The organism is Gemmiger qucibialis (genome assembly GCF_027689445.1).
Taxonomy (GTDB): Bacteria; Bacillota; Clostridia; order Oscillospirales; family Ruminococcaceae; genus Gemmiger; species Gemmiger qucibialis.
The window spans coordinates 576,509-601,996 of record NZ_JAQFEN010000001.1; the positions used below are offsets into that span (position 1 = coordinate 576,509).

The 25,488-nt window shown below is 57.7% G+C and carries 22 protein-coding genes; 2 read left to right on the forward strand and 20 right to left on the reverse strand.

What is annotated here, in order from left to right; translation table 11 throughout:
* Positions 1 to 66 precede the first annotated feature (66 nt).
* The 10 genes from PG062_RS02655 to PG062_RS02700 form a co-directional block, all read right to left on the reverse strand.
* Positions 67 to 819 carry a Nif3-like dinuclear metal center hexameric protein gene (locus PG062_RS02655; protein ID WP_270750989.1) on the reverse strand — a complete coding sequence of 251 codons (753 nt, stop codon included), beginning with the start codon at positions 817 to 819 and terminating at the stop codon, positions 67 to 69.
* Complete coding sequence (locus PG062_RS02660; protein ID WP_113999690.1) at positions 810 to 1,496, reverse strand: class I SAM-dependent methyltransferase; 687 nt, start codon at positions 1,494 to 1,496, stop codon at positions 810 to 812. The genes PG062_RS02655 and PG062_RS02660 overlap by 10 nt, the downstream gene beginning before the upstream one ends.
* On the reverse strand, positions 1,474 to 1,680 hold the full coding sequence (locus PG062_RS02665; protein WP_113999691.1) for a DUF1858 domain-containing protein: 207 nt from the start codon (positions 1,678 to 1,680) through the stop codon (positions 1,474 to 1,476). The genes PG062_RS02660 and PG062_RS02665 overlap by 23 nt, the downstream gene beginning before the upstream one ends.
* Before the next feature lie 45 nt (positions 1,681 to 1,725).
* Entirely contained in the window at positions 1,726 to 4,047 is a 2,322-nt protein-coding gene (locus PG062_RS02670) for a DUF2142 domain-containing protein (protein ID WP_270750993.1), read from the reverse strand.
* A 232-nt stretch (positions 4,048 to 4,279) separates the two neighbouring features.
* The gene (dnaJ, locus tag PG062_RS02675; protein ID WP_270750994.1) at positions 4,280 to 5,455 is read right to left on the reverse strand and encodes a molecular chaperone DnaJ; all 1,176 of its coding nucleotides are present in this window, start codon (positions 5,453 to 5,455) and stop codon (positions 4,280 to 4,282) included.
* A 252-nt stretch (positions 5,456 to 5,707) separates the two neighbouring features.
* Complete coding sequence (gene dnaK / locus PG062_RS02680; RefSeq protein WP_270750996.1) at positions 5,708 to 7,552, reverse strand: molecular chaperone DnaK; 1,845 nt, start codon at positions 7,550 to 7,552, stop codon at positions 5,708 to 5,710.
* A gap of 98 nt (positions 7,553 to 7,650) precedes the next feature.
* The gene (locus PG062_RS02685; protein WP_270750997.1) at positions 7,651 to 8,259 is read right to left on the reverse strand and encodes a nucleotide exchange factor GrpE; all 609 of its coding nucleotides are present in this window, start codon (positions 8,257 to 8,259) and stop codon (positions 7,651 to 7,653) included.
* Complete coding sequence (gene hrcA / locus PG062_RS02690; RefSeq protein WP_270750999.1) at positions 8,256 to 9,278, reverse strand: heat-inducible transcriptional repressor HrcA; 1,023 nt, start codon at positions 9,276 to 9,278, stop codon at positions 8,256 to 8,258. The genes PG062_RS02685 and hrcA overlap by 4 nt, the downstream gene beginning before the upstream one ends.
* A gap of 65 nt (positions 9,279 to 9,343) precedes the next feature.
* Positions 9,344 to 9,571, reverse strand: a complete 228-nt coding sequence (locus tag PG062_RS02695; protein WP_270751001.1) for a hypothetical protein — start codon at positions 9,569 to 9,571, stop codon at positions 9,344 to 9,346.
* A gap of 122 nt (positions 9,572 to 9,693) precedes the next feature.
* Positions 9,694 to 10,236, reverse strand: coding sequence for a stage V sporulation T C-terminal domain-containing protein (locus PG062_RS02700; RefSeq protein WP_270751003.1), 543 nt, complete (start codon positions 10,234 to 10,236; stop codon positions 9,694 to 9,696).
* A 371-nt stretch (positions 10,237 to 10,607) separates the two neighbouring features.
* Here PG062_RS02700 and PG062_RS02705 point away from each other — a divergent pair, with 371 nt between their 5' ends.
* Positions 10,608 to 11,090: an NUDIX hydrolase gene (locus tag PG062_RS02705; RefSeq protein ID WP_270751005.1), complete on the forward strand. Its 483-nt coding sequence runs from the start codon at positions 10,608 to 10,610 to the stop codon at positions 11,088 to 11,090.
* A gap of 376 nt (positions 11,091 to 11,466) precedes the next feature.
* Here the strand turns inward: PG062_RS02705 and PG062_RS02710 are convergent, their stop codons facing one another.
* The 4 genes from PG062_RS02710 to PG062_RS02725 form a co-directional block, all read right to left on the reverse strand.
* Positions 11,467 to 12,252 carry a Cof-type HAD-IIB family hydrolase gene (locus PG062_RS02710; RefSeq protein WP_270751006.1) on the reverse strand — a complete coding sequence of 262 codons (786 nt, stop codon included), beginning with the start codon at positions 12,250 to 12,252 and terminating at the stop codon, positions 11,467 to 11,469.
* Between the two features lie 4 nt (positions 12,253 to 12,256).
* Positions 12,257 to 13,267, reverse strand: a complete 1,011-nt coding sequence (locus PG062_RS02715; protein ID WP_114001291.1) for an NAD(P)H-dependent glycerol-3-phosphate dehydrogenase — start codon at positions 13,265 to 13,267, stop codon at positions 12,257 to 12,259.
* 228 nt (positions 13,268 to 13,495) lie between these two features.
* Complete coding sequence (locus tag PG062_RS02720; RefSeq protein ID WP_270751009.1) at positions 13,496 to 14,158, reverse strand: metallophosphoesterase family protein; 663 nt, start codon at positions 14,156 to 14,158, stop codon at positions 13,496 to 13,498.
* Positions 14,155 to 16,119, reverse strand: coding sequence for a BMP family ABC transporter substrate-binding protein (locus tag PG062_RS02725; RefSeq protein ID WP_270751011.1), 1,965 nt, complete (start codon positions 16,117 to 16,119; stop codon positions 14,155 to 14,157). Before PG062_RS02725 ends, PG062_RS02720 begins: the two co-directional genes overlap by 4 nt.
* A 239-nt stretch (positions 16,120 to 16,358) precedes the next feature.
* Between PG062_RS02725 and PG062_RS02730 the strand changes: the two genes are divergently transcribed.
* Positions 16,359 to 16,838 carry a COG2426 family protein gene (locus PG062_RS02730; RefSeq protein WP_114000270.1) on the forward strand — a complete coding sequence of 160 codons (480 nt, stop codon included), beginning with the start codon at positions 16,359 to 16,361 and terminating at the stop codon, positions 16,836 to 16,838.
* A 62-nt stretch (positions 16,839 to 16,900) separates the two neighbouring features.
* On the opposite strand, the gene PG062_RS02735 is transcribed toward PG062_RS02730, so the two are convergent.
* The 6 genes from PG062_RS02735 to PG062_RS02760 form a co-directional block, all read right to left on the reverse strand.
* The gene (locus PG062_RS02735) at positions 16,901 to 17,719 is read right to left on the reverse strand and encodes an ABC transporter ATP-binding protein (RefSeq protein WP_270751013.1); all 819 of its coding nucleotides are present in this window, start codon (positions 17,717 to 17,719) and stop codon (positions 16,901 to 16,903) included.
* Entirely contained in the window at positions 17,712 to 18,629 is a 918-nt protein-coding gene (locus PG062_RS02740) for an ABC transporter permease (RefSeq protein ID WP_114000268.1), read from the reverse strand. Before PG062_RS02740 ends, PG062_RS02735 begins: the two co-directional genes overlap by 8 nt.
* 201 nt (positions 18,630 to 18,830) lie before the next feature.
* The gene (locus PG062_RS02745) at positions 18,831 to 19,874 is read right to left on the reverse strand and encodes an ABC transporter substrate-binding protein (RefSeq protein ID WP_270751014.1); all 1,044 of its coding nucleotides are present in this window, start codon (positions 19,872 to 19,874) and stop codon (positions 18,831 to 18,833) included.
* A gap of 484 nt (positions 19,875 to 20,358) precedes the next feature.
* Complete coding sequence (locus tag PG062_RS02750) at positions 20,359 to 22,812, reverse strand: LCP family glycopolymer transferase (RefSeq protein WP_270751015.1); 2,454 nt, start codon at positions 22,810 to 22,812, stop codon at positions 20,359 to 20,361.
* Positions 22,809 to 24,146, reverse strand: coding sequence for a hypothetical protein (locus tag PG062_RS02755; RefSeq protein ID WP_270751016.1), 1,338 nt, complete (start codon positions 24,144 to 24,146; stop codon positions 22,809 to 22,811). Before PG062_RS02755 ends, PG062_RS02750 begins: the two co-directional genes overlap by 4 nt.
* Before the next feature lie 139 nt (positions 24,147 to 24,285).
* A complete protein-coding gene (locus PG062_RS02760; protein ID WP_408611384.1) occupies positions 24,286 to 25,437 on the reverse strand; it encodes an FtsW/RodA/SpoVE family cell cycle protein in 1,152 nt (383 codons plus the stop codon).
* Positions 25,438 to 25,488 lie beyond the last annotated feature (51 nt).

The window sequence follows — 25,488 nt, forward strand, 5'->3', positions numbered from 1 at the left end:
GACAGCATACTTCTCACGCGGCAGGATGGGTTCATCCCACCCCATAGTGTTCAGCCGCCGCAGGGGTTACAGGTAGCTGTAAGGGTCAACATCGGCCAGGCTGGGGGCCACAGTAACTTCTTTGGGCAGGCGCTCGGTCAGGGCATCCGCCAGGGCAAACACCACCGGGTGTTCCGTTCCCCAGTGCCCGGCAACAACCAGGCCCACGCCTTTCTGCTTTGCCAAAATGGCAATGTGGTGGGCGGCTTCGCCTGTCACCAGGCAGTCTGCGCCCTCGTCAATGGCCTGCTGCAAATAGCTGCCGCCTGCGCCGCTCACTTCGGCCAGCTTTTCTACCGGGTGATCGGCTTCCACAAACTTGCAGTGGGTGTGCAGCATCCGGCTGCAGGTTTCGGCCAGCTGTTGGGCCGTGGTGGGCACGTTCAGCGTGCCGATGCGGCCGCAGTTATCGGCGAAATCACGGCGGTTCTCAATGCGCAGCAAGTCTGCCAGCACATCGTTCACACCGCCGGGAGCGGCATCCAGATTGGTGTGCATGCAGATGGCCGAAATGCCGTTCTGCAGCAGCATTGCGGGCACATCCTCCGCCGTCACGCGGCGCAGCGGGTCAAAGATGACCGGGTGGTGGCTTACAATCAGCTCACACCCGCTTTCGGCGGCATCGCGCACCACATCGGCGGTAATATCCAGCGCCGTCATAATGGAGGTGACCGGGCGTCCGGCATCCACCAAAAGGCCCACGTTATCCCAACTGCAAGCCAGCTCCGGCGGGGCGATCTGTTCCAGAATTTCCAGTACCTGCTGTACTTTTACGGCCATAGTCCATCCTCCATTTCCTGTATCAGGGCATCCACCCCATCCGCCTGCGGGCCGGGTGCAAGGCCCAGGCGGTATTTTTTCAGTTTGACCAGCTGCTGTTCACGGTAGGCCTGGGCTTCGGGCTGGCCCTGCGTTTTGCCGCACAGGCATGCAAGGCCGGTGGGCTCCGCTGCCCGGCCGGTATACTGCGCGTTGATCACGGTATACAGCCGCCCGGCTGCACGGCACAGTGTCTCGCTTTTTAAGGCAAAGCCGCGCTGGGCAAGGCCCTTGCGCAAAACGCTGTGCTTGGTGGCGGGTACAAAAACAAAGTTATACTGTTCGTTCCTCACCCAGGGGGCGGCATCCAGGATTTCCAGCACCGTTTCGGCCCCCATGCCGGCAATGATGATCTCCGTTGCCTCCCCCGGCTGCAGCACACTCAAGCCGGAACCGAGGCGGAACTGGATCTTATCCGCCCAGGGGGCGCAGGTCATGCGGGCTTTTTGCAGCGGGCCTTCCCGCAGATCACATGCAAAAACAAGCGGGCAGCAACCGCTGCCCGCCAGCCATGCACTGAGTTTTCCATGGTCACACCCAATATCGGCGGCAATATGGCCGGGCCGCACATAGGCAGCCGCGGCGGCCAGCCGCGCATCCAGGTGCGGCACAGGCTTACAGGTGTGCAAAGTAGTCATTCAGTTCGGCGCACAGTTCGTCGGGGTCCACACCGTGGACCATGCAGGCCTGCTCCACGGTCTCACCATGGGCAGCCATGCAGCCCAGGCAGTGCATACCCGTGTTCAAAAAGATGGGCACGCAGCCCTGGGAAGGATCGTTCTGCAGGATTTCGGCAATGATGGTATTACGGGTAACAGTCATGGTAATGTTCCTTTCTGCATTATACAAAACGTATAAAATGATAATTTATGACGGCATCTGGAAGGTCGCGTACAAACCCGCGCCTTGCAGAATGACGAACGATGTCAGGCAGAGCATGGCAAATACCGCCTTGCGCTCTGCGGGCTTTTGCACGGCAAAGGTGCGGTTGTGGTGCACCAGCGCCAGCACCAGCGGCAGCACGGGCAGCCAGTAGCGCCCCTGCAGGCCAAAAATAGTGGTGTAATTGATGGGGGTCCAGTTGAGCGCCGTGACGAACGAAAGGGCAATCACGCAGAGAACAATACCCCAAACGCCCGCTTTGGTGCGGCGGCCCAGAGGTACGGTCTCACCCGCCTGCGGCAGCGCCGCGGCCAGCAAAGCCAGGATAAAGCCAACCCCCAGCACCCAGCTGGCATCCACGGTATACACAATGGGTTCGCCTAGGGCAGTGCCCAGCACGCCCTGCACCCACTGCGCCCCCTGCGCACTGAAAGAGCGCAGCAGCAGTTTGGCCGTGTTGGGCAGGTTGCGGCAGATATACCCGGCGGAATAGGTGTAGATGGAATCGCCGTTTTCCTGAATGGAGCCAACCAGCTGTTCCGGCGTTAAGCCGCCCCACATGTGGGTCAGCTTATACAGCCCAACCGGGATGGCCAGCACCACAACCGCGGCAATGGCACCCAAAAAGATTTTCTTCTTTTTGGGGTCGCGGCGGATTTTCCAGTACAGCAGCGCCAGCAAAGCGGCACCAGCCGCGGCGGCACCACCGGCGCGCAGGATGCCCACGGTATCCACATCGCGGGCTGCATACAAAGCAGCGCCCATATTGACCTGCACCCAGCCGATAGCGGCCAGCACCAGCGCCAGAACTTTGGCAATGGGGCCAACCGGCCAGCGCTTGCCGGGCAAGGCAAGGTTGGCATCGGGAATCATAAAGATCAGCAGCACGGCGGGCAGATAAATTGCCTTGGCCGGGCCGATGAGCGCCGCCAGCACCACAGCAGCCACCGTTTCCGGCCAGCGGGCCGGGCGGGTGCGCAGGGTCAGGCAGAGCGCAGTAAAGCAGAAGAGATACCCCAGCACGGCGGCGTCCGCCGAAAGACTGCCCGCCAGCTGCAAGGGCTGGGCCAGCAGTGCCACACCGGCAAAAATGCCGCGCAGCCGCTGGGGTGCAATATTGACCGCAGCCGCAGCCAATGCCAGGTACAGCGCCAGGTTGCACAGCCGTCCCAACAGCAGCATGCCATGGAAGCCAAGCCCCATCATGCGCGCCAGCGTAATGCCGGCAATCTGACCCAGGTAGAGCGTATTATTGATGGGGTCCGCCGTTACATAGGTATCGGAGCTGACAGTCGTTTCACCGCTGCAGCCCGCATCTCCCAGGTGTTCCAGCATTTCCTTGTAAGCGTAAATGCCGATATCACCGGTATGATTTTTGAAATAAGGAGCATCGCAGCTGCGCACCAGCAGCATATCATCATCGTCCGCCACCGGCTGGCCCAGCAATGTGCTGGACTGGCGGTAGCATTTGGCCAGGTGGGTGTATTCATCGGGGCCGACAAGGGGCGGCGTTAAAAAGGCAAACGCCACGCCCAGCACCGCACCGCACACCAGCACCACCTGCCACAGCTTGGCGCGGTGGGTGAGCAGGATAAAGCCCGCCACCACCGCCGCAAAGGTCAGCACGCCCAGCAGGCGGGAGATCACATGGGACCAGCTGCCGGAATCATTGACGACATACTGCAATGCCGGATGCCCGACGATGGAATCCGTTGTGCCGTTTGCATTCCGGCGGGTCATCTGCTGGCTGGTGTCGGCATCCGTCCAAAGGCCCAGCAGGTGGTACACATCCCAGTCATCGCCGGGGGTATACCACAGACGCAGGGTCATGTTGGGGTTTGCCAGGTCATAATCCGCTTCGGCATCGGCTGTGCCGGGGGCGGTATAGGGCGCATCAAACGTGATGGCCGCAAAGGTGTCATCTTTAATGGTAATGCAGTCCAGCTCACCGTTCGCCACGGCGTTGCCATCGGCATCCAGCAGTGCAGCGTACAGGGTGCCCTGCCGGAACGCCCAATTATGGGTGGTCAGGTCCAGTCGAACCCCGTAAATGCGCTGCCCGCTTTTGAGCGGAACGGGCAGGTACAACCCGGTTGTGCCGTCATCCTGCGTTGCAGCGTCCGCCGTGGCAGGAATTACAACGGTACGGGTATAATCATCGTTGACGATTTCATACACCGGCTGGTTATCCACCCGCTGGCCAAGGTCAAACCCGGCCCACGCGGCCACAGCGGCGGCAGCCAGCGCCACCAGCAAAGTCAGCCACAGCAGGCGGTGCCGCTTGCAGAAATCTTTGATTTTTTGCATGAAGCCCTCCCCTGCTTTAGGTTGCTTACAGACAGTTTTATTATACATGATGATTGGCGAAAGTGCAATATTAGCCTTACTGCACTTTACTTTTCTCATTTTCCCTCTAGCTTTTAGGCTAGAGAATGATACCATCTATGTAAAAATCACATAAAGAGGTCGTGATATTGCTATAATTAACTGATACAAAAACACCCCCGTCTGCATTACCAGGCGGGGGCATGTTATTGCATTACGAGAAACGGTCGCGCAGGTTCTTGAAGAAGCCCTTGCGCTTTTCGTAGTTATCCTCTTTCATGCTGTCCTCAAAAGCTTTCAGGGCTTCGCGCTGGGCGCGGGTGACCTTTTTAGGGATCTCAACATCGACGATCACATACTGGTCGCCGCGGCCGCGGCCGTTCAGGTACTGGATGCCCTGGCCGCGCAGGCGGAATTTGGTGCCGCTCTGGGTGCCTTCGGGGATATGCTGCACAATGCGGCCATCCACGGTGGGCACCTCAACGTCATCGCCCAGCACAGCCTGGCTGAAGGTGATGGGCACATGGATGGTAACATCGTACCCGTCACGCTCAAACATCGGGTCGGCCTTAACGGTAACATGCACGATCACATCGCCGGCCGGGCCGCCGTTGGAACCGGCATCGCCCTGGCCGCGCAGTGCAATGTTCTGGTCATCATCAATACCAGCGGGGATATTGATCTCCAGGCTCTTGCGCGCGGCGGTCTTGCCGGTGCCGCGGCAGGTCTTGCACGGGTTGCGGATAATGGTGCCGCGGCCGCCGCAGTGGCTGCAGGGCTGCTGGCTCTGCATTACGCCAAAGGGGGTGCGCTGCTGTGTTACAACATAACCACGGCCGCCGCAGTCGGGGCAGGTTTCGGGGCTGGTACCCTTGGCCGCACCGGTGCCGCCGCAGTCGGGGCAGGTATCCTGGCGGTTGATGGTGATCTTCTTGGAGCAGCCGTGGGCGGCTTCCTCAAAGGTCAGGATCACGCTGGCCTGAATATCATGGCCCTTGCGGGGTGCATTGGCGGTGCGGGTGGAAGAACCGCCGCCAAAGCCGCCAAATCCACCGCCAAATCCGCCGCCAAAGATATCGCCAAAGATGTCACCCAGGTCCACGCCGCCAAAACCACCGCCGAACCCGCCTGCACCGCCGCCGTTGGCAGCCGCATAGTTGGGGTCTACGCCGGCAAAGCCGAACTGATCATAGCGCTGGCGTTTCTGCGGGTCGGAAAGCACATCGTTGGCTTCGTTGACCTCTTTGAACTTTTCCTCGGCTTCTTTATTGCCGGGGTTCAGGTCAGGGTGGTACTTTTTGGCAAGTTTGCGGTAGGCGCTCTTGATCTCGGCATCCGTGGCGTTTTTACCGATGCCCAGCACCTCGTAATAATCTCTTTTTTCTGCCATATGATCACACCTTTATGTGTTGAAGTAAGTTGACTTTTATTCCTTTCCCCTATGGGAACAGCCGGTTCTTTGTCCGTAAGGGCGTACAGCCTGTGCCTGCAAGCGACAACGTGATTTCACTGCGGGCACACGCTGTGCGCCCCTACGGACGGGACGCAGCTTTGTGGGCTTAACCCCACAATGGCCGCCGCCGGAATTGCCTGGCGGCGGCCTTTTGGGTTACAGGGATGTTCCCCTGTTTATTCTGTTATCTTACACCTCGTGGAAGTCAGCGTCAACAGCACCGTCATCCTTCGGGGCGGAACCGGCATTGCCCGTGGGGCCCTGCTGGGCGTCAGCGCCCGGCTGCTGGCCCTGCTGCTGGGCAGCCTGCTGGTAAACCTTCTCGCTGATGGCGTAGAAAGCCTTCTGCAGGTCGTCCTGCTTTGCCTTGATGGCCTCAATATCGGTACCCTTCAGGGCTTCCTTCAGGGCGTTCAGCTTAGCTTCGCACTCGCTCTTCTCGGACGGAGAGACCTTGTCGCCCAGCTCGCCCAAAGCCTTTTCGGTCTGGAACACCATCTGGTCGGCGTTGTTGCGGGTATCAACATCTTCGCGGCGCTTCTTATCCTCAGCAGCATACTGCTCGGCATCCTTAACGGCCTTGTCGATGTCATCCTTGCTCATGTTGGTGGAAGCAGTGATGGTAATGCTCTGCTCCTTGCCGGTGCCAAGGTCCTTAGCGCTTACATGCACAATGCCGTTGGCATCGATATCAAAGGTAACTTCGATCTGGGGCACGCCGCGCGGAGCCGGAGCGATGCCATCCAGGTGGAAGGTACCCAGGCTCTTGTTGTCGCGGGCAAACTCACGTTCGCCCTGCAGAACGTTGACTTCAACGCTGGGCTGGTTGTCAGCAGCAGTGGAGAAGATCTGGCTCTTCTTGGTGGGGATGGTGGTGTTGCGCTCAATGATCTTGGTGCAAACGCCGCCCAGAGTCTCAATGCCCAGGCTCAACGGGGTAACATCCAGCAACAGCAGACCCTTAACGTCGCCCTGCAGAACACCGCCCTGGATGGAAGCGCCGACAGCAACACATTCATCGGGGTTGATGCCCTTGAACGGCTCGCAGTTCAGTTCCTTCTTGACAGCGTCATAGACAGCGGGGATACGGGTGGAGCCACCGACCATCAGGACCTTAGCCAGGTCAGAAGCCTTCAGGCCTGCATCAGCCAAAGCCTTGCGGACAGGGGCCATGGTGCGGTCAACCAGATCAGCGGTCAGTTCATTGAACTTTGCGCGGGTCAGGGTCATATCCAAGTGCTTGGGGCCGTTGGCGTCAGCGGTGATGAACGGCAGGTTGATGTTGGTGGAAGTGGCGCTGGACAGCTCGATCTTTGCCTTTTCAGCAGCTTCCTTCAAGCGCTGTGCAGCCATCTTATCCTTGCGCAGGTCGATGTTGTTTTCCTTCTGGAAATCCTCAGCCATCCAGTCGATGATGCGCTGGTCGAAGTCATCGCCGCCCAGGTGGGTATCACCATTGGTAGCCAGAACTTCAGTAACGCCATCGCCCATCTCGATGATGGAAACATCGAACGTACCACCGCCCAGGTCGTAAACCATGATCTTCTGGTCGGATTCCTTATCAATGCCGTAAGCCAGAGAAGCTGCGGTCGGCTCGTTGATGATACGCTTTACGTTCAGACCAGCAATGGTACCGGCGTTTTTGGTTGCCTGACGCTGGCTGTCGTTGAAGTAAGCGGGAACGGTGATGACAGCTTCGGTAACGGGCTCGCCCAGGTAAGCTTCGGCATCAGCCTTCAGCTTTGCCAGGATCATAGCGCTGATCTCTTCGGGGGTGTAATCCTTGCCGCCGGCGTGAACCTTCTCGGCAGTGCCCATCTTACGCTTGATGGAGGAGATGGTGTTTTCGGGGTTGGTGATAGCCTGACGCTTTGCAACCTGGCCTACCAGACGCTCGCCGGTTTTGGTAAAGCCGACAACAGACGGGGTGGTACGGGCACCCTCAGCGTTAGGGATAACAACGGGCTCGCCGCCCTCCATAACAGCTACGCAGCTGTTGGTAGTACCAAGGTCAATACCAATAATCTTACTCATAATATAAAACTCCTTTCATATTCCTCTTTCAGGAAACATGGAAATGTGAATGTCTTAATCTATATCTGAACGGGCTTTTGCGCCCGGTTCATGCTTTGTTATTCGGCCACAACCACGGTTGCATGGCGGATGATCTTATCGCCGATCATGTAGCCTTTCTGGAACACGCGCACCACAGTGCCGCTTTCCTGGCCATCCTCTGCCGGAACCTGCTGAACAGCGTTCATAAAGTTGGGGTCAAAGGGCTTGCCCATGGATTCGATCTCGGTGATGTTCAGCGTTTTCAGAGCTTTTTCGGCTTTGTCCAGCGTCATCACAACGCCCTTTTTATAGTTTTCGTCGGTGCATTCGGCATTGGCTGCCATATCCAGCGTATCCAGAATTGCCAGGATCTGGTTGACCGCGTGGGAAACACCATCGTTGAACTTCTGGTCAGCTTCGCGGGCGGAACGCTTGCGGTAATTGTCATACTCTGCAGCGGTGCGCAGCATCTGGTCTTTCAGCTTTGTGTTGGCCTGCTCGGCGGCTTCCAGCTTTGCCTTTACGGCTTCCAGCTCTTTGGATTTTTTGCCGAACCAGTCTTTCTTTTCGGTCTTTTCTGCAGCGGGTTCAGCTTCCTGCTTATCGGATTCTGCCGCGGGCGCTTTTGTTTCAGCAGCGGCCTGTTCCTGTTCAGTTTCAGGCTGCTTCTTTGTTTCTTCGCTCATGTCTGCTCCTCCTTTTTACCGGACATTGACTGTCCTAACTTAATTGCAAAATAATTCAAAACGGGGATCAAGTGTTCGTACTCCATGCGGTTGGAGCCGATCACCGCCACCGTGCCGTACAGCCCGCCGCCCGCAAGGTAACGCTTGCTGACGATGCAGAGGTTCGGCATGGCGGGCTCGATATCCTCGCCCAACGTAGCGGTCACTTTGCCGCTGCCCGGTTCGATCAGGGCGCGGGCCGCTTCGTTGTCAGAAAAAACTTCCAGCAGCGCGCCAAGGTTTGTGCGCACATCCGGCATCTTGGCCAGGTACTGCACGCCCTCCAGGTAAAACTGCGGGCGGGTGCGAACCAGCGCTTCGGCGGCGAACACCACCGGCGCCAGCCTGCGCCCGGCGGAAAGCACCAGGCTTGCCGTCAGCGACGGGGTCAGATCCTCCGGTGCCACAAAGGTCAGGCTGCTGTTCAGCAGGCGGGCCATCTCATCGGCATCCTCCCGCGTCAAGCCGGTGTGGATACGCGCCACACGGGTGCGCACACCGCCGGAGCTGGTAACCGCCAAAACTGCGGCGGAATACCGCCCGACCTGCACGACCTCAAAATGGGCGATGCACAGATCCTCGGCCTGCGGGGTGGTAGCCACTGCGGCACAGCCGGTATAATCGGCCAGTGCGCGGGCGGCGCTCTGCGCCAGCTTTTCGGGCTCAACGTCCATATCGGCAAACAGCCGGTCAATGTTTTCGCGGTCCGCTGCGCTCAGTGCTATGGCGGCGGGGGCTTCCAGCAGGTGGTCTAGGTAGTACCGGTACCCCTTGGGGCTGGGCACGCGGCCTGCGCTGGTGTGCGGCTGCTCCAGCAGGCCAAGCTTTGTCAGCGCGGCCATCTCGTTGCGGAGCGTTGCGCTGGAAAGTGCCATGTCAAAGTGGCTGGCCAGCAAACCGGAGCCGACCGGCTCGCCGCCGGTAGAATAAATGGCAACAATCGCTTCCAGAATGCGCTGCTTGCGTGCATCCATCGTCATGCTGCCCTCATCTCCTTGTTTGCTTTTTCTTGTTTAGCACTCTCTCTTCCTGAGTGCTAAATTTATTATATCCCAACTCTTTGTTCTGTCAAGCCCTTTTCATAAAAAGTTTCAAACTTTAACAGATTTGACACAAACGCCGCGGCAAAGGGTGGTTTTTGCCCTCCGCCGCGGCGTTTTTCTGTTATTTTATCTTGGGCAATACCGCATAATTCTAAGTGCCGATACGGCGAGCGAGGTGCGGCAGATGCTAAGCCAAAAGCGCAGATAATACTGGATGTCTTATCGAGCATTTTGGCAACGCAAATGCCGTGCCGCAGCCGCCGAAGCGGTGCTTAAGCCGTCAGGCGGGAATTGTGCGGTGTTGCCCTTGTTTTGCTGCCCGCCAGACAGCAGGGTGATGCCGGCCAACGGTTCATTCTTCCATCCACTTTGCTAAAAATGCCGCGGCAATGTTTACTGCGCGGGCGGTCTCGGTATCAGGGGCTGCATCCTGCGGGCGGCCGGTCAGCAACACACCGCCTTCCACATCCCCCTGCACCACAATGGGGCAGACGCACAGCAGCACCGTTTCCCCTTTGTCAAAGGCCGTAATGCGGCGGGCAGCGGTTTCCGGCGCGGTGTAAGGGCCGCGCATGGCCAGCAGCCGGGCGGCGGCATCGCTGATCTGCCGCCCCAGCAGCTGCCCTTTGCCCGTGCCGGTGGCGGCCACAATGCTTTCCCTGTCACATATCAGCACAGGGCGGCCCAGGTTTTTGGCCAGCACCTCGGCATACACCCCGGCCAGTTCGCCCAGCTCCACCAGCGGGGAATATTTTTTGAACACCACCTGCCCATCGGCAGCGGTAAAAATTTCCAGTGCATCGCCCTGGCGGATGCGCTGGGTTCGCCTGATCTCTTTGGGAATGACCACCCGCCCCAGCTCATCAATCCTGCGCACGATTCCTGTTGCTTTCATTGGGGTACCCTCCTGCCCTTCCATATTCTGTACAATATACCTATTATATGGAAAGTGCGGCGGTTTATGTATGGTTCGTGCCTGTTTTTTGTTAGTGCTTTATCCAGCCCTGCCAGCAGGGCATCACGCTGAACGGCTTGGCAATGTGGGCGTTCACGCCTGCTTCAAACACCTTTTTGCGGCTCCCCTCAAAGCCATCTCCATTTTGGAGATATTATAACGGAGCGCCGCGTAAATTTCAGGATATTGGTTCCCTGCCCACCAAATAGCCACCCGCACATTGTCTGCAGCCTTGCCGCCTGTACTATCCGGGTGGTATACTGATACCAATATATTTTGTGTGCCCCGCACACAGGGAACGAGGCTCCGCTATGGCTGAACTGCTGCAAACCACTCTGTGCTACCTGGAACAAAACGGCTGCTATCTGATGCTGCACCGCATTAAAAAGAAGAACGACGTCAACCACGATAAATGGATCGGTGTGGGCGGCAAGCTTGACCCCGGCGAAACTGCCGAAGCCTGTGCCCTGCGCGAAGTGTGGGAGGAAACCGGCTTGACGATGCAATCCCCCGCCTACCGCGGCATTGTGGATTTTACTTGCGAGCCATGGCCCGCCGAGCGGATGCACCTGTACACCTGCACCGATTTTACCGGCACGCTGACCGACTGTAACGAGGGCACACTGGAATGGGTGCCCAAACCCGAAGTAGAGAACCTGCCGATCTGGCAGGGGGACAAAATTTTCCTTCGGCTGTTGGCGGAGGGCGCACCGTTTTTCCATCTGGAGCTAACCTATCACGGCGATACCCTGGTGCAGGCGGTGCTGGAAGGCGAGACACTGCCCTGCGGTTGAACAGCCATTATAATAAAGGCAATACCGCATAATTCTAAGTGCCGATACGGCGAGCGATGTGCGGCAGATGCTAAGCCAAAAGCGCAGATAATACTGGATGCTGCAAAGGTGAGCGCCGCCAGTGGCGGATGCAGCGAACCGAAGCAGGGGCAGCGGTCGCAGAGTGCGAGGGGCTTTTGCCCCCGAAGCACGATGCGGGTACCGCAACCCGACATTATCGAGCCATTTTGGCAACGCAGATGCCGTGCCGCAGCCGCCGGAGCGGTGCTTAAGCCGTCAGGCGGGAATTGTGCGGTATTGCCTAAAGAAATAAAATAAAAGCATGTGCAGTTTTTCGGGCTTTCCCCAAAAACGCACATGCTCTTGTTTTTATTGGTTATTTCAGCAGCCCGAAATGTTCCAGCGCATTCCAGATGCCGTCCTTATCCACATCGGTGGTAATGTAATCCGCCGCGGCACGGGCATCTGGCCAGGCGTTGCCCATGGCAACCCCGATCCCGGCAAAAGCAAGCATCTCGGTATCGTTGCCGCCATCGCCAAAGGCGATGCTGTTTTCCCGCGTAAGACCCAGATGATTGAGCGTTTCCTGCAAGCCGTTCACCTTGCCGCCGGTTGCGGGCAGGATATCGACAAATTCTTCGCTCCAGCGCACAGCGCGGCAGCCGGGCACGTGAGTCATGAACTCCGGTTCCTGCTCGCTGCTCAAAAATGCGCTGAGCTGATACGTCGGGTAGGTAAAGCAGCGCTGGGCCGGATCGATGGTTTCCTGCGGGATCTCTTTCAAAAAGTTTTCACACAGGGCATTGGTGCGGTTCATGTAAGCGGTATCCGCTTCCACAAAGGAAACCGCAATATCTGTTTTTTCCAGCCAGGGCAGCAGCTCGCGCAGTCCCTCCTGCGGCAGCGAGTGAGCGTAAAAGCAGCCGTCCTTATCCCGGCAATATTGGCCGTTCATCATCACCATGCCGTCAAATTCAAACGGCAGATCCTTTTTCAGGTAATGCAGGTGGTACGGCGGGCGGCCGGTTGCCAGGTAAAGCTGCACCCCTTTGGCGCGCAGAATGTTGAGCGCCGCCACGGTGGATTCCGGCAGGTGGTGATCCGGCGGCAGCAGAGTACCGTCAATATCAAAAAAAGCAATGCGAATATCTCTGTTTTCCATGTTATTATTCCTGTTTCAGCTGTCGGCCCATCATTGTAGCCAGCGCATCGCGGGCGGCCAACCGACCGGACAGAATATCATCCACCGCATTCACGATGGGCATTTCTACCTTATACTTTTTCGCCAGCTTGCAGGCTGCGGGCAGGGCATTGATGCCCTCCACCACCTGACCGACCTCTTTTTTGGCGGTTTCCACATCCTTTCCGCGGCCAATCAGCATGCCGGCATGCAGGTTTCGGCTGTGCATACTGGTGCAGGTCACGATCAGATCGCCCATACCGGAAAGCCCGGCAAAAGTTTCGGCCTTGCAGCCCATGGCCACACCCAGGCGGGCCAGCTCGGCGTTGCCGCGGGTGATAAGGGCAGCCTTGGCGTTATCGCCGTAATCCAGGCCCATCGCAATGCCAACAGCCAGCGCGATCACATTTTTGACAGCGCCGCCCAGCTCCACGCCGCGGCGGTCGGTGTTGGTATACACGCGGAAGGTGGGGGTGGTAAAGATCTGCTGCACCTTGCGTGCGGCGGCTTCATCCGGGCTGCCCGCCACGATCAAGGTGGGCATATCGCGGGCCACTTCCTCCGCATGGGTGGGGCCGGAAAGCGCCACCACATTGCAGTGGGTGTGTTTGCCATCCGCGGCCAGCTCCTGCTCAATGATTTCGGACATCGTCATCAGCGTTTTTTCCTCCACGCCTTTGGCCACATCCACGATCAGCTGCCCATCCGGGATATGCGGTGCCGCCTTGCGGGCGGTGGAACGCACAAAAACCGAGGGCACCGCAAACAGCAGCACATCACGGTCGCCGCAGATTTCTTCAATATCCGCGGTATAGTGCATATCGGCAGGCAGGCACATGCCGGGCAGGTTGGGGTGGGCATGGGTCACGCTCATGGCTTTCAGTTCATCGGGCAGGGCGCTCCACATGGTAACGTCACAGCCGTTTCCTGCCAGCATGCGTGCCAGCGCGGTTCCCCAGGTTCCGGCACCCAGAACACCGATTTTGGTTTTGGTCATCGTATTTGTTCTCCAATCGTTTATGGGCAATACCGCATAATTCTAAGTGCCGATACGGCGAGCGAGGTGCGGCAGATGCCAAGCCAAAAGCGCAGATAATACTGGATGTCTTATCGAGCATTTTGGCAACGCAGATGCCGTGCCGCAGCTGCCGGAGCGGTGCTTAAGCCGCAAGGCGGGAATTGTGCGGTGTTGCCTATGGTATCAGGTACGCCTTCAAGCTACACCTTAAAAGTGCCCCGTGCGGTTAAACTGTTTCCACCTCTCAATCAAAGAGTGGCGGCGCGGATCCGGCTTATCCGGCAGGTCCAGCGTAAAGCGCTCATAGCAGTTCACAATGCGTGTCTGGCCGTACTGGTGCTCCCGCGGGATGTTGGCTCCATAGGTCAGGTGGATATGCCCGTGTAGCATCAAAGCCGGGTGATAGGTATCCAAAATTTCATTGAACACCGTAAACCCGCGGTGCGGCAGGTCGCTGAAATCCCCATAGCCGTGCAGCGGCGCATGGGTAACAAGGATATCCACCCCGCCCGCGTGCTGGATCTTGCTGCGCAGGTGGCTGATGCGGCGTTTCATTTCCGCTTCGGTAAACTGCCAGGCACCGGCGCGGTAACGGCAGCTGCCGCCAAGGCCCACAATGCGGTAGCCCTTGTACCAGTACAGGTCATCGTCAATGCAGATCGCACCGCGGGGCGGTTCTCTATCATAGCTGGCATCATGGTTGCCGTGTACATAAAGCACCGGAACCGGCGCTGCATCGGACAAAAAGTTCATATAATGCCGGCTCAGGTCCCCGCAGCCGATGATCAGGTCGATATCGCGCAGCTTGCTGGGCTCATAGTATTCCCACAGGTACTTGCTCTCTTCGTCTGCCACTGCCAGAATTTTCATAGATCAGCCTCTTTCTCTGCAGGGAGCCGGTCGCGGTGGATGCCCTGCATGCGGTACATGGGGCGGGCACAGTCCATCAGTTCGTCAAATTCCGGCAGGTGGCCCTCCACTGCATCGCACAGCCAGTCCATATGCAGGATCTGCTCCGGGGTAAAGCCGGTGCGGCCCTCGTTCATCACAGTACCGTTCTGCGCGGTAATATAGCAGGCAAACGGGTCAATGCTGCCCGCAATAATGCCGCTGCGCAGGATGTTGGCCAGGTGGCGCACATCATGGGGCAGCTCGCGGCTGAGCAGCACATCCATCACACCGCTGTTCATGCCCCACCAATAGTTGACGGCAGTACCGTCGGTGCCGGATTTATCGCGGGTCCAGCCGCCATCCAGCACGGTGCGCACCACGTTTTCATAAAACTGGCCCCAATGCCAAAACGGCGAAGCCAGATCCATCAGCGTGCCGCCGGGGCTGATGCGGAAAGTTCCGAACTCTCGCGCAGGGCGGAACGGCGTGGGGGTATCGCGCCCCGAGATCACCGTGATGCCCTGCTTCTGGAAGGCCTGGATCGGGTCCCCCGGCAGGCAGGACCATTGCAGGCTGACCTTAACGCGCGGGTTGACCATCCGCGCGCCAAGGGCAAACGCATTGATGTTGGCCGGAACGCCAAAGGTGGGTGTATCCGCCACATAGCCCACGCGGTCCTCCCGCGCCACAGCGGCAGCAATGGCGCCGGTGATGAACTTTGCCTCATACACGCGGCTGTAATAGGTGCGGATGGAAGCATACGGCATATCGACCGAGCAGTTCAGGATGCGCACATCCGGGTGGCGCAGCGCCGCGCGCAGCGAAGCCCCCACCAGTTTTGGCGAGGTTGTAAACACCATATTCGCGCCGTCCTGGATGGCTTTTTCCACCAGTTCATCGGCATTTTTGCCCGGCTCTGCGCCATGATAAGCCACGGTTTCCACCTTGCCGGCAAACACCTGGTCCAGCTGGGTACGGCCAAACTCGTGCTGGCTGGTCCAGGTAGAAGTTTCCGGCGTGCGCTCGTTGACAAACGCTACTTTCAAGTGGCTGGGCTCACTGCGGATCCCCGGCAGGATGCGGTCCAGCAGGCTGTTCTTTTTGGCCGGGGCGGCCGGCTGGGTGCTGAGCTTGACCGGTTCCGGGCGCTCCAGCGCCAGAACGTTATCCCACACAGCGTCAATAGCTGCGGCAAACTGGGCGGGACTATAGGTTTTCAGCTCATCCAACTTATACAAGCGGAGCAACAGCAGCATAACATCCGCCGGGGTGGTGCGCATTTTATCGCCGCCGTGGGCATTATAAGCCTTGGTGATCCAGTTCATCAGGCTGACAACTTCCGCCTTATCGTCTGCGGTCCACTTTTCATCCGGCGCTTTGCCCAGCGCTTTCTGCAAGCGGGCAAAGCTGCCCTCCTGCGTAAAGTGCAGCCGGTACAGCCCGCACAAAGGGTAATACTCCATGAACTCGTAATATTCACGAATTTCCGGCGTATCACTGAACCGCGGCACAACGCGGGTAACGGTGGCAAAAATAGAATCCGCGCCAAAATATTTCAGCACACTGACACGTTTGTTGCCCTCTTGGACATAAAAGCGGCCCATGTACTCATATGCTTTAATGGCATCGTGGATGCCCTCTTCCATATGGGCCATGCACAGGGAAAGCCACTTGCTGGCAAACTCAGTGTCTTCGGGCAGCAGCGGCATAAAGTTGGAAGCAAACGCCATGGTGCGGCCGGTGGTTTTGGTGCCTACCACATAATCCAACGGTATTTCAATGGTGCCAAGCGGTATCTGGCTTTCGGTATCTGTTTTTTCCAGCAGTTCATCCAATGCAGGCAGATAGGGGTATTTGCCTGCCGCTGTCTTTTCACGGTAATCGCGCATGCCCAATCTTTGAGCGCGGTTGTATTCATCTATGGCTTCTATACGCTGCATCCTGTGCCTCCTCCTGCTGTTGTGGTTCCGTCATTTTTTCTTATTCTGTGGGCATGTATGTTGTAATTATACCATATCCCGCAGGGCTTTGCACCCTTTTTATGGCGGAAACCGGCATCCTGCCCGCTTGACATAAATTTTACACAAAACCTGTGGTGCAGGTCTTGCGGCATATCGCGGATTCTTGTATAATAAAATTTGTATGCAAATTTGACATCAATCAACTGCGAGGTACTGGAATGCTTAAGAAATACCTGACTGTATTTTTTGTTTCGATGGTTCCCCTGATCGAACTGCGCGGCGCAATCCCCTATGGCGTAATTTTTGGTCTGCCGCTGTGGAGCACCTACATCATTGCCATCATCGGCAACATGATCCCGGTGCCGTTCATCTTTTTGTTTGCGCGCAAGATCCTGGAATGGGGCGCTGACAAACCGGTGATCGGCAAGTTTTTCACTTTCTGCCTGGAAAAAGGCCACAAGGGCGGCCAAAAGCTGAAAGCCACCGCCGGCCGCGGCCTTTTTATTGCTCTGCTGCTGTTTGTGGGCATTCCCCTGCCCGGCACCGGCGCATGGACCGGCACCCTGGCCGCCAGCCTACTGGATATGGATTTCAAGGAAAGCGTTCTGGCCTGCATGGGCGGCGTTCTGCTGGCAGGCTGTATTATGGGCGTACTGAGCACTTTGGGCATTTCCGCTTTTGGTGCAATCGCCGGTTGATTTTTTCCCTGATTGTATATGACAAAAAGCAGCCCCCGCGGGGGCTGCTTTTTGTTATTATTTTACTGGGCCGTCTCTTCCTGCCTGCTCAACAGGATGCGGTCATTATCCAACCGGCGGCCCACATTTTTGGCGAACTGATCCAGCAGGCCGTCCACCGTGGTGTTGGCGCGTTCTTCCCCGCTGATATCCAGCACAATGTGGCCGGAATCCATCATCAGCGTGCGGTTGCCCAATTCCAGGGCGGCGTGCATGTTGTGGGTAATCATCAGGCAGGTGATGTGGTTTTCGGCCACAATTTTCTTGGTCAGCTCCAACACCTTATCTGCGGTGGCGGGGTCCAGGGCCGCAGTGTGCTCGTCCAGCAACAGCAATTTGGGGGTAACCAGGGTGGCCATCAATAGGGTCAGCGCCTGGCGCTGGCCGCCGGAAAGCAGGCCGACCGGCTGTTTCATCCTGTTCTCCAGCCCCAAGCCCAGCTGGACCAGCCGATCGGTAAACAGTTCGCGGTCCGCCTTGGTAATGCGGGAAAACGGCGAAGTATGGGTGGAAGCGCGCAGATAGGCCAGGGCCAGATTTTCCTCAATGGTCATGTTGGGGGCAGTGCCTTTGAGCGGGTCCTGGAACAGGCGGCCAATCGCCTTGGAGCGGCGGAAATCCGGCTGGAAGGTCATATCCACCCCATCCAGCAGAATGCTGCCGGTATCCGGAATAAAGCTGCCTGCAATGGCATTGAACAAGGTGGATTTGCCCGCGCCGTTGGAACCCACAATGGTAGCGAACTCGCCGCTTTCCATATGCAGATTGATATCGGTCAGCGCTTTTTTCTCGTTCACCGTACCGGGGTTAAAGGTCATACTGACATGGTTCAGATCAAGCATGGGTCTTGCCCCCTTTCTGGCTGACGGCACGGCGGCGGCGCAGCGCAAGGTTCTTTTTCAGGGCCGGGGCCGCAATGGCCAGCGCCACAATGACGGCAGAAATCAGCTTCAGGCACTCGCTGGGAACATTGGCACGCAGGGCCAACGCAATGATAAAGCGGTAGATCACGCTGCCCGCCACAGCCGCAGCCGCTTTGACCCACATACCGCCGCGGCCAAACAGCGTTTCGCCAATAATCAGCGAAGCCAGACCGATGACCACCATGCCAGTGCCCAGGTTGATATCGGCGGATTTCTGGTACTGAGCCAGAACTGCGCCGGAAAGCGAGGTCATGGCGTTGGAAACGCAAAGGCCCACCGTGATGGTGAACGCCGTGTTGATGGAGGAAGCGCGCACCATATCCGGGTTATCGCCGGTAGCGCGGATGGAAAGACCAAGCCGGGTGCCAAGGAATAAAATCAGCAGCGCGCAGGCCACGACTGTGACCGTGACGGCAACAATGAGTTTATAGGGAGATTTTTCGCCAAACAGGGCGCGGGCCATAGTGAACACTGTCTCAGTTTTCAGCATGGGAACGTTGGAAGAAAAGCCCATGATGGCAAGGTTTACGGTGTAAAGCCCGGTATTGGTAATAATACCCGCCAAAATGGACGGCACGCCCAGGTGGGTTTGCAGGAACGCGGTGACAAACCCGGCGCAGGCACCGGCCAGCATGGCCAGCACAAAACCAAGGAACGGATGCCCCGCCACTGCGGCGGTAGCCGACACGGCACAGCCAAGGGTGAACGCGCCATCGGTAGTCATATCGGCAATATTCAGCACACGGAAGCTCAAAAACAGTGCCATGGCCACAAGGGCGTAAATAAAGCCCAGCTCCAATGCGCTTTGCACAATGGCAAGGGTAAACATAAGCGTTGCTCCTTTGCGTATAAATAATAAGTAATAAAGAATAATGAATAATGGCTGTACGCCGCCCGCGGCGGCGTTTTTAATCAGGTATGCAGCTCCGGCGGGCGTTTTCGCTTGCCGGAGCTGCATTTCCTGCTTTATTGTGGTACCGCAGGCACCACACCTGCATTATTCTTTTTTCATTATTCTCTATTCATTTTATCACTGCTGGGTGGTAACTTCCACAACCTGGCTGGCCATATCGCTGAAAGCGGCGTAATCAATGCCCAGAGCGGCGGCAGTTTCGGTGTTGACGGTGATGATGCCGCCATCCATTACATGGTATTCAGGAACGTTGCCGCTTTCCAGGATATCCAGCACCATATCAGCGGTGTAGGTGCCAAGTTCGGAATAGTTGACTCCGCAGGTTGCAAAGGCACCGGCGGTAACAAAGCTGTCGGCACCGGTGTAGAACGGGATACCCGCTTCGGTCAGCGTCTCGGAAACAGCAGCTGCGGCGGCCATAACCACGTTATCGGTCGGGGTAAACACAGCGTCAGCCTTGCCCACCATATTGGCGGCGGCGCTCATGATTTCATCGTTGGTGTTGCCGGTGCCTTCCACATAAGCAATGCCCTTTTCATCCAGGTAAGCCTTTGCTTCGGCAATGGGGGTGGTGGAATTGGCTTCGGAATTGGAGTACAGCAAGCCAACAGTCTTGACATCCGGGTTGATTGCCAGCATCATATCCAGGATGAACTGGGTGTTCAGCGCGTCAGAAGTACCGGTGACATAATCCAGGCCGGTGAGGTCTGCAGCGGCAGGGTCGCTGATAGCGGCGTACACAACAGGAATCTGATCTTCGGCGCAGGCATTGGCCATGCACTGGGCTGCCAGGGTGGCAATGGGCACCACCGCATCATATCCATCGGAAACCACCTGGGTGCCGATCTGGTTCAGCGTGGTAGCGTCGTTCTGGCCGTTAAAATCTTTATACTCAATGGTAATGCCCTTTTCGGCGGCTTTGGCGTCCAGCTCTGCTTCCACAGCGGTGCGGATCTCATCCAGGCTGGCGTGATCCAGCTGCTGGACCACCGCAATTTTGTAAGACTTTGCGGTATCATCTGCGGCAGCAGCTTCGCTGCTGGAAGCTGCTGCGGTATCGGCGCTAGAGGCAGCGGTAGAAGTGGTGGCTGCGGTGGAACCGCAGGCGGCGAGGGTGGCGAGCATAGCGGCGGCGGACAGAACAGCAACAAACTTTTTCATGGTAAAAGCTCCTTTTTATCATTCACATTTAAGGTGTATCGGCGGTTTGTTCCCGGCAGTGCCGGGGCGGGCAATCAGTTTGCCCGGCGCCATCGCTCCCGCATGGTGGTAATGCTTTGCTTTTTCATGGTGTTACTCCTGTTTGTGGTCTGTGCCGGGTATAACAAAAGCCCTTGCACAGAAATAGCTTTCTGTGCAAGGGCAGATCAATCAAATAATCTGTGGTGCCACCTTGCTTGCTGTGCCATAAACTGCACAGCCGCTCTGCGGAGAACTAACATTCCCCTGCCCTGTAACGGAGGCTTCCGTCAACGGATACTCAGCCCAGCTTTTCCCCGTGCCCTCGGCGAACCATTTATCCACTCCGCTTACCACCCCGTTCCCAGCATCGGGGGCTCTCTGTGCGTGCGCCTGTGGTTTTACTTTCGCTTCATTGGTTTAAAGTATTTATAGCACAAAGGCGCGGCCTTGTCAACGGGGAATTTTAATTTTCTGTGTCAAAAAGTACAATCAGTTTTTGGTAATAATCCATAAGCGGCTTTTCTTCGGCCTGCACTTCGGGCTTGATCAGGCCGTTCTGCTCGGTGTAAGGGGTGTCCTCGTTGTCCAGCGCCAGGAACAAATCCGCCCCTGTGGCAATAAATTCTTTGCCCGCAGCTTCCGCCAGCGCGTTCAGATCGTAATAGTCGTTCTCGGCATCATCGCCCAGCAGGCCGCTGCTGCCGCGCTGGGTATAGATCGTCAGCATGGAGCAGACTTCGCCCTGCACGGGGGAGCCTTCGCCGTTCAGCAGCATGCCGAAACGGCTGTAGTTGGCAATATAATTGCCGTCCTTCCAGGCACTCTGGGTCACATGGCCGTTGCTCAGCTGGCCAAAGAATTTATCGTCCGGGTACTGGCGCAGCACAAAGTTCATGTTGTCCATCATGGCAAGGTCGTCGCGGTCCAGCCTGCCCTTATAGGTGGTGTTCACCTGCAGGTTGGCATACAGCTGCTGTACCTGGGCATAGGCATCGCCAAAATAGTCTGCCATCGCATCGGGCTGTTCCTCCATAGCGGTCTTGAACAGCTGCAGAGCAGTCGTCATATCCTCATCCCGCAGGGCCTGCACAAAGTCCGCAATGCTCTCTGCCGGTTCGATCTCCGTATCTGCCAAAGCCAGCAGGCCATACATCGAAACCACGGTATTGCGCTCGGTTCCCAGCCCTGCCACATGGATAGTGCCGCCCTGCTGGCGGTTATACTGGTACAGCCAGCGCCAGTATTCGGCTTCCGCATCCGCACAGCTGCCCTGCAGCTTCAGGTAGTGGTTCAGCCAGTTTTCATCGCCCGTGCGCAGGTACTGCTCCAGCACCTGGGTTTCGCCCACGCCGGTTTCCACCAGCTGAACATTCACCCCCTGCTGTTCGTGCAGGTACTGGAACAGCGCCTTGCGCATGGCAGTGTTCTGCGGCTGTCCGCGGGTCTCTCCGGCCAGAAACACGCGGTAATCCGCATTACCAAAATCGGCATCTTCCAGCGGATAATCCCAGTAAATGGGTGTTGTGTTGTCTTTCAGGTAGGTGTGGACGGCGTCATTCTTTTTGCTCTGCACTTCCACGGTTTCGGGCACAGCGGTTTCCTCACCGTCAGCCGTTTCCGGGGTAGCGGTACCGGCGGCAATGGCTTCCTCTGCCGTCATATCAGTATACAAAAAGTTCTGCAAAACCGCAATGTTGGCAGCCCAATCAGGATCCATCATGGGGCGGTCATCCATGCCGTTGCGCACGCCATAGGTGCCCTGCACCGGCATGGTCATCTGGTCTGCTGTCACGCCCAAAAAGCTCGGCAGCTGCACCATCAAGGCAGCGATCTCAGTTTTTGTAAAGTTGGTCTGCACCACCGGCAGGGCGGTGTCCAGCAGGTCGTTCAGCTCGGTGACCGAAGCGCTCTTGATCCGGTCCAGCACCGCCTGGATGACGGTGCGCTGGCGGGCCACGCGGTGCCAGTCATCATCAATGGCGCGCAGGCGGGCATACTGCAATGCGGTATAGCCGTCAAAGTGGTTCCAGCCTGGTTCCACTTTCTTGGCGATCAGCATCGAGTTGGAGGGAACCTCCCAGTTCAGCGCCTTGGCTTCGTCCTCAGTCAGGTTCAGGTCGATGCCGCCCACGGCATCCACAATCTGAACAAAGGAGTTAAAATTGAACCGCACATAGTGGTCCACCTGCACGTTGAAGCAGTCTTCCACCGTATCCATCGTCAGGCGGACACCGCCGTAACGGAAGGTGTGGGTGATCCAGTCGTACTGGCCCTCGTACCCATCCAGCAGAATCGGCACACCGGTGCCGCGCTCAATGGAAACCAGTTTGATGGTATCGTCCTTGATGTTCAGGGAGCACAGAATTAAACTGTCCGCGCGGGCATCGGAGCTGAACTCCGTGGTGGCTTTTGTTCCGTCCAGCTCGTTCAGATGGGTAAATGCATCCCAGTCGTTCACGGCATCGGTGCGTTCATCAGTGCTGACCAACAAGATGTTCAGCACATCTTCGTCCGCAAAGGGGCTGCCCTCCGGCATTTCCATTTCGTCATTTGTGGCCTGGGTCAGGCCGGTGGTATCCAGGTCCTGGTCCTCCTCGGCATCAACGGTGCCAACGCTGTCCACCGTGCCGTCATCGTAATGAATCAGATCCAACTTGCCGTTAATGTACAGCACCGCCAGCAGCACCAGCACCGCCAGCGCCGCAGCAAACACCGCCAGCAGTTTCAGCCACAGGGGACGTTTCTTTTTGTCCGGCGTTTCCGGTGCTGTGGTTTCCGCCTTGGGTTCGTTTTCAGTTCCCGGCTGGGCCGCATCCGCGGCCGGTTCGCTTTCCGGCTGCGTCTGCTCCGGCTGGGCCTGCTGCTCCGGGGCAGCAGACTGCATCTTGTTTTCTTCGTCCTTCATAACTACTTTCACCCTTGTTGTTTTTGGCCGCGCAAACGCCGCAGGCCCGTCCGTATCCCACAGGAATAATAGAGAAAAGCCAGCCCCGCAAAAATGCTGACCGTTAAACTGCGCCAGGTAAACCACCCGTGCTGGATAGAATGGGTGCGCAGCAGCGCCAGCCACACCGGTGCCATCAGGGCGGTAAGGCCAATGGGCAGCGCGCGCAGCAAAGCTTCCTTATTGCGCAGGCAAAGCAAAAACGCCGCAATGCACAAAATAACCACCAGCACCACCGGCCACAACAGCCCGCGCTGGCTTAATGTATCCCCCACAAAGCGGAAGATGTTCCCCCAGCTCAGCTCCATGCCGTGCCAGGTATCCGCCGTGGTGCGCACCCCGGCCTGGTGGATGGCATCGCCGATGATATCCTGCCCGGTAATCAGGGTGGCCAGCACCCATTTCAGGCCCCAGCACATGGCATAGCCTGCCCCCCAGCACAAGCTGCCGCCGATGACCGGCAGACACTGCCTGGCACCGGATGCCGCCCGCTGCGGCAGGCAGCACAGCCACACCGCCACCGGCAGCCCCAGCGTGATGATGGGGGTGACCAGCAAATCACAGAACGCCGTACAGGTACCCAGCACCACCAGGGCAATGCTCAGCTGCGCTGCGCGGCGCGGCCTGGCCAGCACCCACGCGCAGCCCGCATACGCAATACAGAAAGTGGTAAAATACTGCACCTGATGCGGCACCCAGAACACGGTAACCGCCAGCTGGCTGACGGCAAACCACACCATGGCCCGCAGCCCACACTGCCGCCGCAGCTGCCACAAAATAACCGCCAGCAGCGCAAACAGCACCAAATACTGCACCACGCGCACACCGGTGATGGACATAACGCAGAGCAGCGGCCGCAGCCAGATCAGGTAGCCGTGCCAGTACCGCGCATAGGAGAACGGCACCAGCTGCACTGCTTTTTGGGCACCGGTGGCCAGCGGAATGGTGCGCTCGCAATAGACAGCAAGGTCACCGGCCATCGTTTCAAAGTTATCCACGTTATAGGCCGTTGCGGTCATCATGGCGGTCAAGGGATCCTGCTCGCCCATGGCGGCCGCTTCAAACAGCATGATGGTATCGGTATAGTTATCCATCTGGAACAGCTTAAAGCCGAAATATTCAGGGTAAAGCCCCTCCTGCTGGATGGTTTGGGCTGAATCATACACATGTTCCAGCACCGGCTGGGCCGGCAGCGCGCACGCCCCCAGCAGCAGCACAAACAGCACTGCCACCGTGGCTGCAAACGCCGCCAGCAGCTGCAGGGGCGTGGTGTGCCGCACCGTTGGGTTTGTTTTGATTTCCTGCATAGCATTCCTTTTCTTTTGGGAAGATTGCAAAAAAGTTACAAATCTTTTTTGGTTATTATACCGTATTATTCCGCCAGTTTCAATAGCGCAGAACTGCCGAAAGTTGTGAAATCCCCATCACAAAATTTGCACATTCCCGTTACCGGGCGTCCGCCTGGCGCGAAACGGAGAGCACAATGCCCATTTCGCCCAGCAGCATCATCAAACTGGTACCGCCGGAAGAAAAAAACGGCAGGCTGATGCCGGTGTTGGGGATGGTGTTGGTAACAACGGCAATGTTCAGCACCGCCTGCAGCACCACCTGCACCACAAAGCCAACGGCCAGCAGCGCACCGAATTTATCCCGCGCGCGCACTGCAATGGACATGCCGCGCAAAAACAGCAGCAGGAACAGCACCACCGTCAGAGCCGCGCCCACAAAGCCAAGTTCTTCACACAGAATCGAAAAGATAAAGTCGTTCTGCGGTTCCGGCACATAGAGGTATTTCTGGCGGCTGTTGCCCAGCCCCAGCCCGGCCGCGCCGCCAGATGCAATGGCGTACAGGCTTTGGATGGTCTGGTGGCCTTCGCCCAGCGGATCGGCAAAGGGGTCCCGCCAGGAGGACAGCCGCCCCATGGCATAGGGCACCAGCTCCGGCAGCAGCACCACCGCCGCCGCAATGGCCCCGGCCCCGGCAATGCCTGCCAGGGCAAACCACTTTAAGCCCGTGCCGCCCACAAACATCAGCACCGCGCCGATGCCCAAAATCAGTAGCGTGCCGGACAGATGCGGCTCCAGCAGCATCAGCACCGTAACCGCCCCCAGGATAACCATAAAGGGCAGCACCCCGGTTGCAAAGGTCTGCATCCTGTCATGGTTGAGGGAGATGATGTGGGCAAACACCAGCACTACCGCAAACTTGGCGATCTCGCTGGGCTGCAAGGTGCCCAGCCCCGGCAGCACGATCCACCGCTTGCAGCCGTTATATTCCGGCATGAACAGCACGATTGCCAGCAACGCCAGCGATACCCCCATGATTGGCCACGCCAGTTTGTGCCAGATGTGGTAATCCACCAGACTGGCCGCGTACATGGCCACCGCACCAAACGCCGCAAACAACAGCTGGGGGCGGATGTAGGTATAAGCATCCCCGCGCCGGTACAGCGCCACCGCATACCCGGCTGAAAACAGCATCACCAAACCATAGCACACCAGCAGCATCAAAATGATCAAAAACCAGATATCCGGTGCCGGCTGCCCGGCCAGCCGCTTTTTGATGACCGTACGGGCCAGTGCCGCTTCTTCTTTCAATCCAAAAACCCCCTTCCCCATCCAGCTTGCAGCGGTTTATTCCGCCACACC

Excerpts from the sequence above, each read along its gene's own strand:
- PG062_RS02710 (WP_270751006.1), bottom strand. The coding sequence starts at position 12,252 with ATGGAAAACAGAGATATTCGCATTGCTTTTTTTGATATTGACGGTACT.
- PG062_RS02735 (WP_270751013.1), bottom strand. The coding sequence starts at position 17,719 with ATGCTTGATCTGAACCATGTCAGTATGACCTTTAACCCCGGTACGGTG.
- PG062_RS02745 (WP_270751014.1), bottom strand. The coding sequence starts at position 19,874 with ATGAAAAAGTTTGTTGCTGTTCTGTCCGCCGCCGCTATGCTCGCCACC.
- hrcA (WP_270750999.1), bottom strand. The coding sequence starts at position 9,278 with ATGACGATGGATGCACGCAAGCAGCGCATTCTGGAAGCGATTGTTGCC.
- PG062_RS02740 (WP_114000268.1), bottom strand. The coding sequence starts at position 18,629 with ATGTTTACCCTTGCCATTGTGCAAAGCGCATTGGAGCTGGGCTTTATT.
- PG062_RS02720 (WP_270751009.1), bottom strand. The coding sequence starts at position 14,158 with ATGAAAATTCTGGCAGTGGCAGACGAAGAGAGCAAGTACCTGTGGGAA.
- PG062_RS02755 (WP_270751016.1), bottom strand. The coding sequence starts at position 24,146 with ATGCAGGAAATCAAAACAAACCCAACGGTGCGGCACACCACGCCCCTG.
- PG062_RS02660 (WP_113999690.1), bottom strand. The coding sequence starts at position 1,496 with ATGACTACTTTGCACACCTGTAAGCCTGTGCCGCACCTGGATGCGCGG.
- PG062_RS02725 (WP_270751011.1), bottom strand. The coding sequence starts at position 16,119 with ATGCAGCGTATAGAAGCCATAGATGAATACAACCGCGCTCAAAGATTG.
- PG062_RS02655 (WP_270750989.1), bottom strand. The coding sequence starts at position 819 with ATGGCCGTAAAAGTACAGCAGGTACTGGAAATTCTGGAACAGATCGCC.
- PG062_RS02715 (WP_114001291.1), bottom strand. The coding sequence starts at position 13,267 with ATGACCAAAACCAAAATCGGTGTTCTGGGTGCCGGAACCTGGGGAACC.
- dnaK (WP_270750996.1), bottom strand. The coding sequence starts at position 7,552 with ATGAGTAAGATTATTGGTATTGACCTTGGTACTACCAACAGCTGCGTA.
- PG062_RS02665 (WP_113999691.1), bottom strand. The coding sequence starts at position 1,680 with ATGACTGTTACCCGTAATACCATCATTGCCGAAATCCTGCAGAACGAT.
- PG062_RS02695 (WP_270751001.1), bottom strand. The coding sequence starts at position 9,571 with ATGCTCGATAAGACATCCAGTATTATCTGCGCTTTTGGCTTAGCATCT.
- PG062_RS02670 (WP_270750993.1), bottom strand. The coding sequence starts at position 4,047 with ATGCAAAAAATCAAAGATTTCTGCAAGCGGCACCGCCTGCTGTGGCTG.
- PG062_RS02700 (WP_270751003.1), bottom strand. The coding sequence starts at position 10,236 with ATGAAAGCAACAGGAATCGTGCGCAGGATTGATGAGCTGGGGCGGGTG.
- PG062_RS02705 (WP_270751005.1), top strand. The coding sequence starts at position 10,608 with ATGGCTGAACTGCTGCAAACCACTCTGTGCTACCTGGAACAAAACGGC.
- PG062_RS02685 (WP_270750997.1), bottom strand. The coding sequence starts at position 8,259 with ATGAGCGAAGAAACAAAGAAGCAGCCTGAAACTGAACAGGAACAGGCC.
- PG062_RS02730 (WP_114000270.1), top strand. The coding sequence starts at position 16,359 with ATGCTTAAGAAATACCTGACTGTATTTTTTGTTTCGATGGTTCCCCTG.
- dnaJ (WP_270750994.1), bottom strand. The coding sequence starts at position 5,455 with ATGGCAGAAAAAAGAGATTATTACGAGGTGCTGGGCATCGGTAAAAAC.